The organism is Pseudomyxococcus flavus, from assembly GCF_050038885.1.
In the GTDB taxonomy this organism is placed as follows: domain Bacteria; phylum Myxococcota; class Myxococcia; order Myxococcales; family Myxococcaceae; genus Myxococcus; species Myxococcus flavus.
Genome location: NZ_CP143624.1, coordinates 200,111 through 216,469, shown reverse-complemented (window position 1 = coordinate 216,469; position 16,359 = coordinate 200,111). Strand labels below are relative to the sequence as shown.

The following is a 16,359-nucleotide window of genomic DNA, read 5'->3' as shown; positions in this document are numbered from 1 at the left end:
CCTCTCTTTATGGAGAGGCCCCTTTGCTTTTGAGGGCTTCCCCATATGGGGGGGCTCGGCTAGGAAGCTGAGTGTGAAGCCCCCCTCCCTTGCTCCAGTCTTGCCCGACATCCCCATCTGTCCGGTGGAGCGGATGGGGCTGCGCGAGCTTGAGCGCATTCGGCTTATCCTCCGAGGTGGGTCGGTCATCGACTGGCGGAGGATGCACTTCCAGACGCGCGAGGAGGTCGACAACTTCCTTCGTCTGCTTCAGTTGGACCTATCTCGCCCGTACGATGAGGAGTGGGCTCGGGGCGTGTTGTCCGAAGCTGTCGAATACCTGCGCAAGACGTTCAACTACCGTGTCGCGGATGCGGTCGCCCGTCCTGCGGAGATTCATGACCTGTTTCTCTATGCGGCTGGTGTGAAGGGGGCTCCCCGTCATCGCAGGATTGCGTGTGTGGTGCTGAAGGTCATGCACGTCATCCAGCATATTGAAGGACGGGATTTGCTCTTTCGCCTGGCGGTATCCGAGGCGGAACTCGGAGAGATGGTGACCGCGAAAGTCCTGGCGGTTGCCTCGGAAATGCAAGCGAAGGGGCTTCCTGTCGTCGAATTCGCCCATTCGATCAAGACGCAGGATTCGTTGGTCACCAAGCTCCTGGCGAAGAAGGAAACCGTCGCGGCTCAAGTGTACGACCGGACCCGGTTCAGGGTCGTAACGCGCAAGCGCGAGGACTTACTGCCGGTTCTCTATTACCTCACACAGCGACTGTTCCCCTTCCATCTCGTGGTGCCAGGCCAGACCGAGAATACGCTACTGCCATTCAAGATGGTGCTCTCCGAGAACCCTCACTTCGAGCAGTTCACTTCGAGACTCCATCTCGACCGCGACTTCGAAGATCGCGAGGGAAATGGTGGCAATGCCTTCTCGGGAAATACGTATCGCGCGCTCAACTTTGTTGTCGATATGCCTGTACGCATGGATGCGTATCTCCCTCCGCCTGACTCGGACCACCGCCAGCGAAAGGGAAGAATCATTATTACGCTGGTGGAGTTCCAGATTGTCGACGAGGAAACGGCTCGGCTCAACGAGCTAGGGGACAATGCTCACGAGGCCTATAAGCGGCGGCAGAAGCAGCGGGTGCTCAAGCGCCTGAGTCAGGGCCTCGTGGTTCCCAAGCGACAGGAGTAGAAGCTCCAATGGGCACCGCGAGGACGAGCCGACCATTGAACGGCTCGTCTCGCTCAGCAGTTCAAGGATACTCGTAGACGACTTCAAGCTCGGCTAGTGCCGGATGCCTGTTTGGACTCGAGCGCAATTCGTCAGTGACCCCATCATTATTGCTTCCGAGGGTGAATCGGAGGCGAAACTGAGATCTGTAGTTTCGTTCAACCCTGTTTCCCCAGTCTTGTATCACATACGACGTAACGTCGAACTGTCCCGGTTCCCCAGTGTCTGCTGCGGTGATCGTAAGGCCGGAGGCCAATGGCTGCGCGTTGTAGGCTGCGGTGAGCACAGGGTTTCTACTTTCCTCTGCGTTCGACTGTGGTAGAGATTCGCCCACCTCTACTGGTTCCATCAGGAGTGGCCCAAGCTTTTCGAATGGCTGGCCCAGTTGGCCACCGAGCCACCACCTGACTGTAGACTGATTGATTCGGACGAGTTCCGAAGGCAATGCATCAAGCTTGAATCCCAAGAAAAGCCGGCTGCTTTGATGGGCGCTGTTGTCTCCTATGCGCTCAAGCTCGTATGTATTGAATGATCGGTAATGGCGATCCGGCGTGTCTTCCGTGATGGTTCCACTCATCGAGTAAACGATGGGCATCGTCATTGAGGCTTGGCGGACGATTCTGAACTCGCGGTGACTAGCCTCTGACAAGTTGTTGCCTGCCTTGTCCTTGGCTGACGTGGAAATTTGCCAAATCACGTCGGTTCCGTAGGCAGCCATCGACGGAAGCGCGTAGGTCATCACCGTCTCCGCCTCGTTCCACGAAAAGCTGCCGGAGTTGAGGCCCGCGGGCGAAGTGATGGCGAAGGCCGTTTGAACCGAGGCCGTGTCCATGGGCTCTGAGAAGAGAACCTCAATGAGGGCATCTCGTGGGACACCGATGGAGGCATGGCCCGGCGTCGTGTTGAGGATGGTGGGCGGCGTGGTGTCTGGAGCAGGGCCCGTGGTGCTGAACGAGAACGAACGGGTTCCGGTCAGCGACTGGCCCGAGAGGCCCTCTGCATCAACAGTGACAGTATAGGTCGTGTTCTGCGCCAGGGCAGCGGATGGACGCAGCGTCGCGATTGTTCCGCGATCGCCCCACTCGATGGGGCCTAGCGTCACCGACGGCGTCACCTCCAGCCTCAGGGACCCCGTATCAAGGGGGGTCGAAAAGGTGAGCACGAACTGCGTGTCGACGGCGACCTGCGTCGAGCCACCTACAGGAAGCGTACTGAGCAGCGTGAGCGGGCGAGGCTCCTCGGACCCGGCATCGACCGTCGAGCCGGCATCGGCTCCGGCAGGGGGCGGCTCCACATCTGGGACATTGATGCAGGCCGTGCCTGCGTAGAGGACGAACAACAAAGGAAGAAAGAGTCGCGGGTAGTGCATGCTCGTGCGCATCGCAAGAACCGTTCCGTGCATGGACACTTGAGGAACGGACCGCGCATTGCCTGCTGCGGCGCTCTCCTTGTGCCTCTGCGAGTGCGCCGTGCGCAAGTCGCGCAGGGAGCGCGCCTCTCCGTAACCTCCGCGAGATAGGCGTCCACCAAGCTGGACGTTGGTGCCGAAACACGAACGCCCGCACTCCCAGCACGGATGCGGGGAGGCGGGCGTGGGCACCGGGGGCGCGAGCGGCCTACTTCTTCTTCCGGTTCTTCTTCTTGTTTTCCTTCTCCCGCTTGCGGCGCTCCTTGATGGCGTCGCGGTCCTCGCTCTTGCCGGCGGCGGAGGGCGGGGCGTAGCCCATCAACCGCGCCTTGGCCATGGCGGCCTGGCCCATGGGCGGCGTGTAGCCGGGCGCAATCTGCGGCATCTGCATCGGCATGCCCATGCCCGGGATGCCGCCGCTCATCATCTTCTCCATCATCTTCGGGTCGCCGCCGAACATGCTGGAGAGGTCCATGTTCTTCATCTGCGACAGCTGACCGAGCTGCTTGAAGCCCGGGATGCGGCCCAGCAGGCCCGGGTTCTGCCCGATGGTGCCCATCACCTGCTGCATCATCCCGAACTTCTGGAGCAGCTCCTTGACCTCTTCGACCTTGCGGCCGCTGCCCTTGGCGATGCGCTGGATGCGGCTGTTGTTGATGGTGTCCGGCCGCAGGCGCTCCTTCGCCGTCATCGAGTCGTACATCGACTCGATCTTCGTGAGCTCCTTCTCGTCCGGGTTGAGGTGCTCGGTGAGGTCGCCGAAGAGGGGGAACTTCTCCAGCAGGTCCTTGAGCGGTCCCATCTTCCGGACCATGCGGATCTGCTCGACGAAGTCCTTCATCGTGAACTGGCCGGAGAGGAGCTTCTTCGCATCCTCCTCGGCTTTCTTCTCGTCGACGACCTTCTCGAAGTCCTTCATCAGGCCGACGATGTCGCCGAACCCGAGGATGCGGCCCGCGAGGCCGGCCGGGCGGAACTCCTCGAGCTTGTCCATCGACTCGCCCATGCCGAGGAACTTGATGGGCTTGCCCGTCACTTCCTTGATGGACAGCGCCGCGCCGCCGCGGGCGTCACCGTCCAGCTTGGTGAGGATGAAGCCGTCCAGCGTCAGCCGCCGGTCGAACTCCGCCGCCGTGCGCACGGAGTCCTGGCCAATCATCGCGTCACACACCAGCAGGATGTTGTCCGGCTGGACGTTGCCCTTGATGGCCTCCAGCTCCGCCATCAGCGCCTCGTCGATGGCGAGCCGGCCGGCGGTGTCGATGAGTACCACGTCGCACTTCTGCTCGCGGGCGGCGGCGTAGCCACGCTTGGCGAGCTCGGGCGGCTGGACGCCGGGCTCGTGGTAGACGGGGACCTTGAGGCGCTCGCCCAGGACCTTGAGCTGGTCCACGGCGGCGGGGCGGTAGATGTCGGCGGCGACGAGCAGGGGCTTGCGTCCCTCCTGGAGGAGCCGGCTGGCGAGCTTGCCCGTCGTCGTCGTCTTACCGGAGCCCTGGAGGCCCACCATCATGATGCCGGACAGCTGGCCCTTGGGCTTCAGCTTCAAGCTGGTGTCGACGGGCCCCATGAGGGCCTCCAGCTCGTCGTGGCAGATCTTGATGAAGTGGTCCATCGGGCTGACCTTGCGCTTCTGGCCAGCCTTGTCGGTGATGGTCGTCTGGACCATCTCACCCACGGACTTCTCGCGGACGCGGGCGACAAACTTCTTCACCACGTCGAAGGCCACGTCGGCCTCGAGCAGGGAGACGCGGATGTCGCGCAGCGACTCGTCGACCAGCTCCGGGGTGAGCTCGCTCTTGCCGGCGAGGCGGTTCTTGGCGGCGCGGAAGCCCTTGGTAACAGTCTCGAGCATGGGGGGCGCTTTATAACAGGGGCAGGCGGGATGCGACGGTGGAGCACATCCCGTCCGTCGAACAGTGAAGAGCCGGGCCCCGGCAGCGGCCGCCACGGCGGCGAATCCGACCCAGGGCCCTAGATTCTTCAACGCTCTCCAGGGGTTGGCGCATCCCCAGGGGCCGCCGGGAGGCGCCAGGGCGTCGCCAGGCGGGAAGGCCGGATGCCCGGCCCGCCTGGAGCCCCTCCGGCAAAGAAGGGGAGCGGGGGGGGCGCACGAGGCCTTTGCCGGAGGTGGGACAGGCCCTGTAGGGTGCGGCGCGCAGCTCGGCACGAGTGGCGGAACTGGCAGACGCAGCGGACTTAAAATCCTCAAGAGTCCCGAAAGCTTAGCGGCTTCTCTCTGAGCAGCCCCCCGCAAGAGTTCACCAGAGTCCAGGTGAGTCCACCTGGGGTGGGTACCAAGTGGGTACTGGATGGGAGTGGAGGTCCATCTACCTGTCTACGGAGCAGAGGTCCGAGCGGTACATTCCTTTGATTCCGTGGGAGCGAGGTGACAGGGGCGCGGCAGCAGATCCCCAAGGGGAACGCGGCGCAGTTTCCGCTCAACGGATACAGTTCATCGAGCGTCTTGGCGCGCACCAGCGCGGCTTGGCAATGGCCCACGCGCAGTGTCTCTTGGGGCAGGTGCCCTCAACGCCGCTTGTTGGGCCTGAAGGAAGGCTTCCTCCTGGGTTCCCTCGGTCGAGGCGGCGCGACCTGCAAGACCCCATCCTCCTCCGCGAGGCACAGCAGTTGCCGGACCCCTTCCGGGCCGGTGGGCAGCTTCGGGTGGAGTCCGTCAGGCTGCAGCAGCAGGGTCCTGAGATCGAGGAAGACGTAGGAGATACGGTGGCTGGACCAGGCGAGTGGCCTGCCGCAGCACAGGCTCACTCCCTCTTCCAGGCGTCTCACTGCGGGCACGGGCTGTCCCTGAACGATCACCCCCTCATCCACCAGGAGCCGCAAAGCGCGCTCGAGCCGTGTGAGCTCACCCGTCTGGGGCCTTCCTGTTCGCTGCGCGGCCCGTCGCACGGCCCGCCGGGTGCTGCCCTCCTCATCATCGGGTCGCCAGGCGCCAGCCATCGCCGACACCAGCCGCCGCAGCAATGCGCCGTCCCACGGCCCGGGTCGTAGGAATGCGGGCTGGAGCCCCATGCACTGTTGGCAGCGTACCGCGCGGCCGAAGGCCCCGGCGTAACGTGAGCCCATATCGCTTCGGAGATAACGGGCGATGCGGTAATCCGTGAAGAGGACGCGTACGTTCTCGCGCCGGAACCTGTCCAGAGTGAGCGCCACCCCGCGATCCTCGTGGCCGCATCCCTGGCAGCGCAGCCAGAGACTCTGGTCATCACTCTGGAGCTTCATGACAGCCGCGCATCGGGGGCACTTGTAGGCATCGAAGCGATCGATGGTCGTTCCGGCGGGAATGACGCACGCGACATGCTCGTGCAGCCTGCGGGCCCGCTCGAGGTCTGGCGCCAACTCGCCCCGAGGTGCGGGGTAGGAGAGGTGTGCGACAGATGTGCTCGGACGTTCCTGGCGGAGCCGACGGAGCAATTGGCCCGCCTCCGACGGAAGCGTGAGCCCCGGCGTTACCACCATGACCTGTTCCTGCTGGTCGAGACGGGCCTTCACGAACTCCCACGCCATGGCATCCAGGCGATCCGCCATGTGCTGGAGCACGCGGAAGGACCCCCCTGCGGGCCGCAACGCCAGGGTCAATGGCCCCGGAGGGAGTTGTTCGACATGCTCACTGGCGCCGGACGCGCTTGAGGCTTCGAGTTCCGAGGGCTGCACCTGGGGAAGCGCGGGCAGAGGTGCCGGCAGGCCTACCTCCGTCTCCAAATGGGACAGCCGCTTACCCCAGGCGGTAAGCGCGACACTGTAGCGCCCGGGGTGCAGGAGCTGGAGGGTCGCGCCGTCGACCTTGGCGGAGAGCGTGTCCATGAGGGGAGAGAGCCGTTCGACCATGATGGACAAGGGCCCCCCATCCGTGTCCTCCAGTCCGGAATCCAGCGCGCCTCCCGTCGTGCTGACGGTGAGGCGCTGCCCTGGTCCATGGGGCGAAGCGGGTTGGAGGCAGAGCGTCTGGGACGGCAGCGTGACGATGCTCACCCGGTGATGCGCGGGCCCATCCACCAGCACCACCTCACGGGAGCCAATGGTCTCCGGAGTCCCTCGCACGTGGAGCGCGTCCGCATCCCAACGGAGGCGGGTGAATCCTTCGGCGTGGAAGGCCTGCTCAACCTGCTTCCGGCTCTCGGCGGAGATGCTGGGCCAGACCAGCCGAGCCTCGACGCCCCCATCGGCGCTGGTGACGGGTAGGCTCCTGTCCTTGTCGAGCTCCAGGCCTGTTCTCACGTGGAGCATTCCCCGCCACAAGGTGAATCCCTGGCCGGGTGCGACGAGCTCCACCTCCAGATCTCCACTGGTCGACAGCGAGCCGGACCAGCGGTGCGGCTGCGCGCCCGCCTTCCAGTGCGTCAGGATCTCGTCATCGACGCGCAGCTCGAGCGACACCCCGTGCAGCGTGGGCTCAATGTTGCGGATGACGACCTCGAGTTCACGCGTGAGATCCATCGCGCGTGGGATGTCCACCCGTGCCGAGGACTGTACTTCGATGAGCTCGGCTTCCCGCCATTCCCACTGGCCATCCTCCCGGCCGTACTGCAGTTCGAGGGGGGCGGGACCTGGTTGGCGAGGCGTGAAGGAGACCTGGCCTCCTTCAAGGCGCGCTGGACGGCTGTCGAAGCGCGCGGCCCGGGGCGGCGGACTCGAGTGGACCTGGAGGCTCATCGAGACGCCCACTCGAGCAGGAGCGACCAGCACGTCGATGCGGGGCTCCAACGTGAGCGTTCCCAGCGGAAAGTCCCGTTGGACCCAACCGTCCCAGCCCAGCTCGATCTGCACGTCATCGAGCGAGCGGACCTCGAAGGGCGTCCGGAGTTGGAGCCGCATCCTACGCGTCATCGCATCCCAGTCCCACTCGGTGACTTGGAGGAGCTGGGGGTTTCCCTGCACACGCAGTCCCTGGAATCGAGGCGTGTGGTGGCCCCCCACCTCCAACTCGAGCATGGGCCGCTTGGCCTCGAGTGCCGCGGAGAGCACTCGCACTTCGGCGTTACAGAAGAAGGAGAGCCGGCTCTGGGTCCGCCGCCCGTCCGAGTCCTCCGCCGTCACTACCCAGAGCGCCTTGCCGGGAGTCGACCAGGGCAGACGCGTCAGGTCCCCCAGGTTCCGCTCGCGGTCATAGAGGCACACGGGCCCACCGGGAGTCCCCTGCGGGGCCTCGACCCGGATGATGCGCCTCGGATTGACCCGATCGGTCTTGAGCGACAGCATCACGGTTTGCTCCCCGATGGGGAGCAGCGCCGAGGTCTTTGTTCCTTGCCGAGTCATGCCCTGGAGGGAGAATCCGTCGAGCCGGAGACCATCGGGACCCATGCGGTCCGCCTTCCGGGCAATGGCGGGCTCGAACTCCCAGTGGGGAGGAGCCGGGACATGCTCCAGGAGGATCCGCTCACCCATCGCGGGGGCGCGGACCTGGAGCGCACGGCCTTCCGCGTTCACCCGCTTCAGCAGATCTTCCCGGAGGAAGTCGAGGCCCTTGGCCTCCCCGTGAATCAGCGTCACCGTCTTGAGCGGGATTCGCGTGCCGACCTCCACCAGCTCCTGGTAACTGGCGTGCGCCGTCAGTCGGTAGAAGCGGATGCGCGTCTCCGGAATCTTCCGCAGGATGGCGTCCCCAATGCCGTAGTCGATGATCGGCTCGCAGCACTGATGGTGCAGCCGATACCCCGGTGTACGCGGATCCATGTAGCCGCACAGGAAGATGGCATGGCGCTCGTCATCTCCGCCGAGGATGGCCCGGCCGATGAAGTACGAGCCGGTCTTCTCCATCATCATTCCGTGGCTCGCGATGATGGCGCACGGGTGAGCCTGGGCCGCCTCACGAAACGCGCGCGCATAGGCGTCCCGACGCTCCTCGTGGGACATGTCCCGCTGGTCGCCCACGTCGAACGACTGGGTCTCCTGGAAGGGCTGCCCCTGGAGCCCGGGCAGGAACTCGGGGAACTGGCCGCTGATTTCGTTCAGCGTGTTGACCATCCCCACCGTATAGATGGGAAACGACCTGCCGCTGTTCTTCCGCCAGTCCACCAGCATGCCCACCAACTCCTGGGCCCGTCCCAGGGAGAAGGCGGGAATCAGCACGGAGCCGCCCGCGTCCAGCCGCTCCGCCAGCGCTTCCAGGAAATCGTCGACCGCCTTGCGGCGCTGCTCCCGGTTGAACTCCGGCTCACCGCTGTAGGTCCCCTCCATGATGACGTGGTGGGCCCGCTGGTCCTCCACGCGCATGCCGTGCAGCAGGTGCTGGTCCTCCACGCTGATGTCACCCGTGTGAAGGATGGCGGTGCCCGCGAAGTCGAGCCTCGCGTTGGCGGAGCCGATGATGTGTCCGGCGTCATGGAATTGAAGGGAGAGCCCCGGAATCTCGGGCACCTCGGTGCGCTCTTCATAGTCGAGCACCCGGAAGCGCGATGGCGCGAGGGTGCTCACCATTCCCCGCGTGATGGCGGACATCTCTCCCGTCTCCTCGTACCGGAACCCCGCCACCTTGGCCGAGTCGAACAGCATCGGGGACAGCACCCCCAGGGTGGCCCGGGTGCAGTAGACGGGAACGTCCGGGAAGACGTCGAGTAGCAGAGGCAACGAGCCGATGTGATCGATGTGCGCGTGCGTGAGGATGACCGCGTCCAGCCGGGTGATGCGCTCGAGCGCGGGCAGCCCCATCCACCCATCCCGGGTGGCGTCGTAGCCCACGTCCACGAGCAGGCCACGTTCGCCGAACTGGTAGTAGTACGCGTTGGCGCCGATCTCCCTCGCCCCTCCGAGCCCCTCCAGGGTGATGGCGATCCGCCCCTGGGCATCCCGCGGCTGGATGACCTCCGTGGGCGCCGCGTTCGCCACGACACGCACGGGCAGGACTTCCTCCATCTGGCGTCCCCGGGTCCCCACGACGTATCCCCCCGTGGTCATCTCGTGGGAGGCATGCTCGCCCAGCGGTCCCGGCGTGGGGAGCGGTCCATCCTGGTTGGGGCGGGCGAGGTTCTTCAGCAGCTTGAGCTCTTCCAGCCAGTGGACGGCGGCGATGCGATCGCGGGCGGACGCTGGCACCCGGACTCGTACCGTGCTCCGTTCACCCCGTTCCGCGCGCGCCTCGCGAGGGATGACCAGCGGACGCACGGGACCGTCCAGCGCCTCCTTCAGTGGCCGCAGCAGCAGACATGCGTCCCGGGCACGGATGTAACCTAGCCGGTCCCAGCCTCCTCCGGGCGCACGCTGGGGCTCGCCGCGCAGGGTGAGGAGCACGGTCTCGCCCTTGACCGCCCACTCCGCGCGTACCGGGTAGCGCTCGGTGAAGACATCCCCGATGAGGTAAAGCGCATCCAACTCCGCCTCTTCGTCCTTGCGAGCCTCCAGCCGCGCGGTTTCTTGAAAGCGCACCCGCAGCAGCAGGAAGGTCCTGAGCAGGGCCGCAGCCGGCTTCAAGGAGCTCAACTTCACCCGGGACGGCAGCTCCGTCATTCCCTCCATCGGGTTGGGAATGCGCAGGCGCCGCAACCCCGTGGCGGACTCGGTCATCCGCTGCTCATCATCCAGCCACCTGCCCGCCACCAGGAACTCGTGGACCCGATCGAAGACGTCGGATGGGGATGGCCCCTCGCCGTCCCGCTCGGAGCTCCGGCTCACCAGGTCGACGAAGGGGAGCCTCTGGACGAACAGGGCCTGGAGGATGCCCCCGAGCGCGCCGTGGACCGAGTCGCACAGGACGACCGGGCGCTTCATCTCCACGAGGTGCTGTAGCATCGACGAATCTCCTGGATCGAGGTGTGTTGGGCGATGCCCGCGTTCGCGCGTGGAGGCCGGCACACGCCCATGTGCCGCGCGCTGGCGAGGTGGTTCTCACAGACCGCCAACGCGCTGGCGTAATCCCGGGGGGACGAGCTGCGCGTGTGCAGCGTCAAGGTCTCGCGGTTCCTGTCGAGCCCGGGATAGGTGCCGTTGACCGAGCCGCTGAGCACCACGTCCGGTGCCACGATGAACCTGTCGTGGAAGGACTGCCCGAAGAGCACTTCCATCCCCGTGTCCAGGCACCGCTCCAGCAGCCTCAGTTCCTGCGTGTTGAAGGTCACGACGTTCTTCTGGGGGTGCGCCAGCGGATCATATCCCTGCACGAGGAGGGTGACCTCTCCGCCGTTCTTCCGCCACGTCTTGAGGAAGTCCAGCAGCGAGGCCACCTCGAGCGCGTCCACGCCCGGCAGCAGGAACGGAAACGAGCCCGCGAAGATGCCGGGGAACAAGGGGATATCCGACAGCCACGGCGAGCCGATCCGGAGCGGGGCCGATGGGCCCTCGGTCCGCAAGCGCGCCAGCGCGGTCAGCAGCACTTCTGTCATCACGGGAGCCAGGAAGGCATCCACCATGCTCATGGCAGGGGCCTTTCGTCACGGTAGCTGGCGAGGAAGGGGATGTTCACGTCCCAGACGCCCGGCCCCGCGGGGCTGAGCAGCGGGGCGCCGCCCACGTGCCCGAGATCCGGGGAGACGGTCGACAGCACCTGGGTGAGCAGCACCCGTCGTGGCGTGCCGTTGTCGTCGATGACGGCCGTGACGGGATTCCCCGTGGCATCCGTCACCGGCTGGCCCGCGTGGGCCTGGAGCGCGGCACCCACCGAGCTGCCCGAGGCAATCCCCAGGAAGGCTCCTGGCTCCTGGGCCGCCACGTGCCGGCGCAGCACATCCAGCAGGTTCTTGCTCACGTGTTCGTGCGAGGTCAACGAGCCGTAGATAGAGCCGTCCCCGTTGTTGACGCACTCCAGGCACCCGGTGATGCACAGATGGGTTCGGGAGCGCAGGCTGTCCGTCCCGGCACATACGCGCTGCTGGACCAACTGCTGGGAGAAGCGCTCCGGGACGAGCTGCAGCCAGAGAAGATCCCACCAGCTGGAGAAGAGCTGGGGCAGGGCTCCGATGAGATGACTGACGATGGCGTGAGCGCCTACCACGGAATCGTACTCGTGCCGCATTCGGGCCTCGAGGTCGGTGGACAGCCCTCGGGGGAAGCTCAACTGGGAGACGTCCGTGACCCCCTGCCGGCTGGCCTCGAAGAGCAGGCGTGCCGAGGCCTGGGCGGGGCATGCGGCCAGCGCCTCCTCGATGAGCATGAAGCCGTCCGAGCTCGGCAGGGTGGTGAGGGGCCCCGACCCCCGGTCGACGATGCGCTGGAGCGGAGGAATCTGGAGGTACCGGCTCACGGTCTCGGCGCACCCGTTGCCGCCTTCCACGGAGTCGAAGATGTAGAACTCGTCGCGGCTGGCCTGGTGGAAGTAGGACAGGTCCCCGTCGGTGGCGCCCACCAGCCGGCTGACACCGTCCAGCGCCGTGACCGCCAGCGTGTGGATGAGGATGTCCCGCGCCACGTCCTCGATGAAGGTGTCATCGAAGTCCGTGGCGCTCGCCTGGAGCCGCTGCATCTCGGGCCAGGCATCCTTGTGCCAGCGGACCTGACGGCTCCTCGCCGTGGCGGTCTCGTTGGGATCCGCTCCCGCGTACATCCCCTGGATGATGTCGCCGCTCAGTCTGTCGTAATCCTGGGACGTCAACCCCGTGAGCAGTGTCTGGATGGCCTGGAAGTCCAGCGTGGACAGGGTGCCTCCCTGGTCGAGGAACCCCATCAGGAGCACCTTTCGGATCATGTCCGACTGGAAGGGACTGCATCCGGTGGTCCGCGCGATGAAGCGGCGCATCGCACGGACCGTGAGCTCGCCACGCAGGGGGCCGGGCGCGCCGAGCGCCTGGTCGATGACGGCTTCCAGCGTGTCGGGACGGAGCCGGAAGGTCAGCCCATCGGTCTGGCCGAGCGTGTCGCCCAGCACCACCGGCTCCTTCGTGGGCCCGTGCCGGTAGTGGATTCGCGGGCTCTCGATGACGTTCCCGTACGAGCGATCGATGGCGTAGACGTACCGGTCGACCTTCATCCCCGTCGCGAAGGTCACGCCGTCGAGGAGCACCCGGCCGATCGCGGGGAAGGTATGAGGCAGCTCGTTGGCGGTCCCCGGAGCCGCCTTGCCGCGGACGGGCTGCGCTTTCGGGTCGGTCTCGACGCGGTACCAGGTGGCGGGGAAGGCGCGCGGCACGGTCGGACAGCCCTTGACGTCGGCGGGGTTGTTGGCCCGCTGCGCCTCATCTCCATCGGCGATCAGCCGCTCAGCGAAGAGCGCGTCGGGCTGGTTGACGGAGCTCTCCATCCGCAGGCGGACCGGACGCAGGATGGAGATCGTCGTTCCGGCGGATACGACTGGCATGTCCGCGGGTAGATCCGCCGGGGCCAGTGGCGGCGCGCGGGTGGGCTCGAACAGGGCTCCATTGGGCCTCACGATGTTGTCGAGGTGGATGAAATGCTCACCGGTCCCTCCCATCTGGTTGATGGGTCCCGAGGGAGACTTGAGCGGACGGACCCAGCGATAGTTCCAGGTCCCGGGCAGCAGTTCGTACAGCGCCGTGGACAGGGATTCCGAGTCACTCGGCTCGTTGGTGGGCAGGAGGATGGTCACCTCGCGCGCGTTCACGTGCTGGAAGTGGGTGCGGACCAGCCCGAACGGATAGAATTGGCGGAAGGGCGTCAGCCGGGTCAGGAGGTCGTGCAGGTAGTACTGCTGCATCCTCCGGATGCCCGGGTCCGACGTCTCGAAGAAGGCCTGGAGGATGGAGTGGGCCTCCCGGACCCGGGCCAGTGGTGCCGACAGGGACAGACCCCCCAGCGCCGTGGCGACGTTGGTGGCTTTGCCCAGAAGCATGTACAGGGCGCCGATGGTCGTGGGGTTGCTGGCCATCCCGCCCACATTGGCCCCCACGGCCGTCTGGAACCCCGGTACGGCCTGGGCGAGGCTCGCGGACGTGGGCGAGTCCGTGTCCAAGGCCTTCAGGAGCGTATCCGCCGCGCTCAACACCGGGGTGGGGAGCGTTCCGGGCAGCCCCCGGAGCTCCGTGACAACGGATTCCAGATCGCTGAGAAGCTGGACGAATCGGACGTCGGGCGCGGGGCCCTGGTTCTCCTTGAACCAGTGGGCGAGGGTCCGGCCGGCGGCGTAGGCGCCTCCCAGGTCGGTGACGAACAGCCCAAGGATGGTGAGGAGGCGGTCGAGCGCCATCTCCGCGACGGATTCCTTGCTGGGCCCCTGCCCGGTGGCCGCCAGCATGTAGTCCAGGACCTCGTCCCGATGGGCCGTGAGGAACTGGATGCAGCCATCGACCTTGTTCTCCCAGGAAGGAACATTGGGCGAGCCCGTGCCGATGATGTTGAGCTCGTGGCCTCCGTTGGGGATGGTTCCCGGTGGGCGCGAGGCGATGAACTCGAGCGCCGCGGCGAACAGGTGGCTGCTCAGCACATCCGGATTGTCGGCCTTGAGGGGGATGGGGTCCAGGTGTGCCGCGTCGAGCAGCCGGGCGGGCTGGTGGGCGAAGTGCGCATCGGTCGGACGGTGCGCGAGAAACGTCACGATGACGCTGTCGCTGCCATCCTCACGGCCGACACGGCCGATCTTCTGCTGGAACGCCGACGCGCTCCGCATCGCCTTGTGCGTGGCGCCGTCACGCACGTTCCTGAAGTCCACTCCCACCTCGATACGAGGCGAGGCCAGCATCGTGGAGACGGCCTCTTTCTTCTTGGGCGGTATACCCGGGGCCCTCCTCCACAGCTGGCGGGCCTCCGTCAGGAAGTAGTCGTTGACGTTGTCGTGCAGCGTGGGGGCATCGGTCTTGCTCGTGTAGGGGATGGCCCGATTCTGGTCGATGCGCACCTCCGTGTTTCCGAACTGCCGCGTCTGGCCACTGTCCTGGGAGAACCACCAGCAGAGGCGGGCCTCGTGGAAGGGGCACCCGTCGAGGTTGCGCACCCCCTCCTGTGGCAGTTGCGCGAGCTTCTCCCGGAGTCCAGGGGGCGTGGCCCGGGCCTTGGCGTTCTCATCCATGCGCAGGTGGGTGCGCAGGTAGGTGAGCTCAGGGGCCTGGAAGGCGCTCGGGTCGATGCGATCGGGGATCCCGTGGTAGCAGTTCTGACACCACCGACGGATCGCCTGCAGTCCCTTGATGGACTTCTCCTCGCCCGCGGTCGCGTTGAGACGTGCCGCCGGCCGGTAGAACCAGCTGTAGTACGGGGGCGAGGTGTCCTGGGGGTCGTAGGTGCGCTCGTTGTCCGCGGTGGTGAAGTCGAGGCGGCCAATGGTGCTCAAGGAGTCCACGAAGACGATGGTCTTGCGGATGTCGTCGGTCTTCCGGGGCTTCAGGACGGGCGCGGAGGGGTTCTCGTAATGGGCGTGCGCCGTGCTGTCATTGCGCGTGTGGACTAGGCAGGACACGCCGTTGGTGACCGCCGAGAGGGACGCCTTTCCGACGCGGGTGTGCAGGAAGAGGTGATGGAAGGTCCCGAAGCGGATCAGCTCGTCCGGGGCGGGCGCCACGTGCTGGATGCGCTTCGGGTCGGAGATGCTGAGCACCCGGGCCGCATGCGCGACGGGCTCGGCGACGGTGGCGCTGGCGCCGATCCACGCGGGCTCGAAGCCAGGGTTCTTCCGGAGACTCCGCATGAGCTGCCGCATGCGGCGGACGAAGGAGATGCCGTGGCTGCCCGCGAGCCCCTCCATCAGGTGGATCTCATCGAAGACGACGACCTCCACGTGCTTGAGGTAGGTGCGAACCGCGCGCGGATCCATCATGCGGTTCTTGAGCGACTCGGTCGTGGTGAGGATGACCTCGATCCCCAGTTGCCGCACCTGATGGAGGCTGTCTCCCAGCGAGCTGCCCCCCACCCCCAGGCTCTCCCCCAGCAACTGTCCGGCGTCGAGTGCGGGGCGATCCGTCAGCGACGTGCCGTGCGCGGTGAGTTGCGCGTTGATGCTCTCGATGACCTTGTGGAGCCCGTGGTACTGGTCCTCCACGAGGCTGGTCCGCGGATAGATGATCAGCGCGCGGTTGTGCCTCCCCTCGCCCCGAAGTGCCCGGTAGACCAAGAGCGTCAGCAGCGGTAGCAGGAAGCTGTACGTCTTGCCCGAGCTCACGCCCGCGGTGATCATGGTCGTGTCGACCTGGCGCGGCTCCTCGAAGAGACTGCGGAGCACCGACTTCCATGCTCGGACCTGGAAGGCGGCGATCTGGGAATGTCCGAGTCCCACTCCCGTGCGCTGGATGGCGAGCTTGAGCGTGTCCGCGCTCTCCCGTCGGGGGAGGGTGAGCCCCTCCACGAACGTCTGGAGCTCCTGGATGGCATCCGCCATGGCGTATGCCGTGCGATCCGGACGCAGACGAGGCTGCAACTCGTACCCGAGGTGCGCCGTCGATGCCTCCAGCCCGAAGCGCTCCCGGTTGGCATAGAGCAGGCGGGCCGTCTCGGCCACACGGCTGCGGACGAACCACTGCCCCAGCTCGTCCTTCTCCGGCATGAAGACCTTGCGACGCTTCCAGTCCGGCAGGCCTCCATGGCTCGGCACGGGCTCCCACTGGGCTCGTGAGTCCTGGAGTTGCTCGTCCTCCAGCTCGTCCTTCTCCCATTGCTCCCAATCCGGCAGGAACATGAGGTGGCCGTCCAGCCGCAGGGAGCACAGGCCATCCAGCACCTGCGCGCGGCTGGCGGAGAGGGGCGCGGCGGTGGCGGCGGCGAGCACATCGGCCACGCGGATCCGCAGATCGGGCCAGGCGTTCTTCTGGAGAATGGGCTTCTCCAACTCGTAGAGCAGATGAAGGAGTTGCTGGTCCGTCATGGTTCCCTCTGGCTCGTGGCGGGGCCTTTCTCCGGGCCACCCCGC

At 66.1% G+C, this 16,359-nt stretch carries 6 protein-coding genes; 1 reads left to right on the top strand and 5 read right to left on the bottom strand.

What is annotated here, in order from left to right:
• Positions 1 to 73 precede the first annotated feature (73 nt).
• A complete protein-coding gene (locus tag VZL07_RS00825) occupies positions 74 to 1,174 on the top strand; it encodes a TIGR04552 family protein (RefSeq protein ID WP_426753398.1) in 1,101 nt (366 codons plus the stop codon).
• A 61-nt stretch (positions 1,175 to 1,235) separates the two neighbouring features.
• Here VZL07_RS00825 and VZL07_RS00820 read toward each other — a convergent pair whose 3' ends face one another.
• From VZL07_RS00820 to VZL07_RS00800, 5 genes are all read right to left on the bottom strand, one after another.
• Positions 1,236 to 2,594, bottom strand: a complete 1,359-nt coding sequence (locus VZL07_RS00820) for an Ig-like domain-containing protein (protein ID WP_426753397.1) — start codon at positions 2,592 to 2,594, stop codon at positions 1,236 to 1,238.
• A 235-nt stretch (positions 2,595 to 2,829) separates the two neighbouring features.
• On the bottom strand, positions 2,830 to 4,476 hold the full coding sequence (ffh, locus tag VZL07_RS00815; RefSeq protein WP_426753396.1) for a signal recognition particle protein: 1,647 nt from the start codon (positions 4,474 to 4,476) through the stop codon (positions 2,830 to 2,832).
• 674 nt (positions 4,477 to 5,150) lie between these two features.
• Complete coding sequence (locus tag VZL07_RS00810) at positions 5,151 to 10,367, bottom strand: MBL fold metallo-hydrolase (RefSeq protein ID WP_426753395.1); 5,217 nt, start codon at positions 10,365 to 10,367, stop codon at positions 5,151 to 5,153.
• Positions 10,343 to 10,990: a phospholipase D-like domain-containing protein gene (locus VZL07_RS00805; protein WP_426753394.1), complete on the bottom strand. Its 648-nt coding sequence runs from the start codon at positions 10,988 to 10,990 to the stop codon at positions 10,343 to 10,345. Before VZL07_RS00805 ends, VZL07_RS00810 begins: the two co-directional genes overlap by 25 nt.
• Positions 10,987 to 16,314 carry a DEAD/DEAH box helicase gene (locus tag VZL07_RS00800; RefSeq protein ID WP_426753393.1) on the bottom strand — a complete coding sequence of 1,776 codons (5,328 nt, stop codon included), beginning with the start codon at positions 16,312 to 16,314 and terminating at the stop codon, positions 10,987 to 10,989. The genes VZL07_RS00805 and VZL07_RS00800 overlap by 4 nt, the downstream gene beginning before the upstream one ends.
• Positions 16,315 to 16,359: the final 45 nt, after the last annotated feature.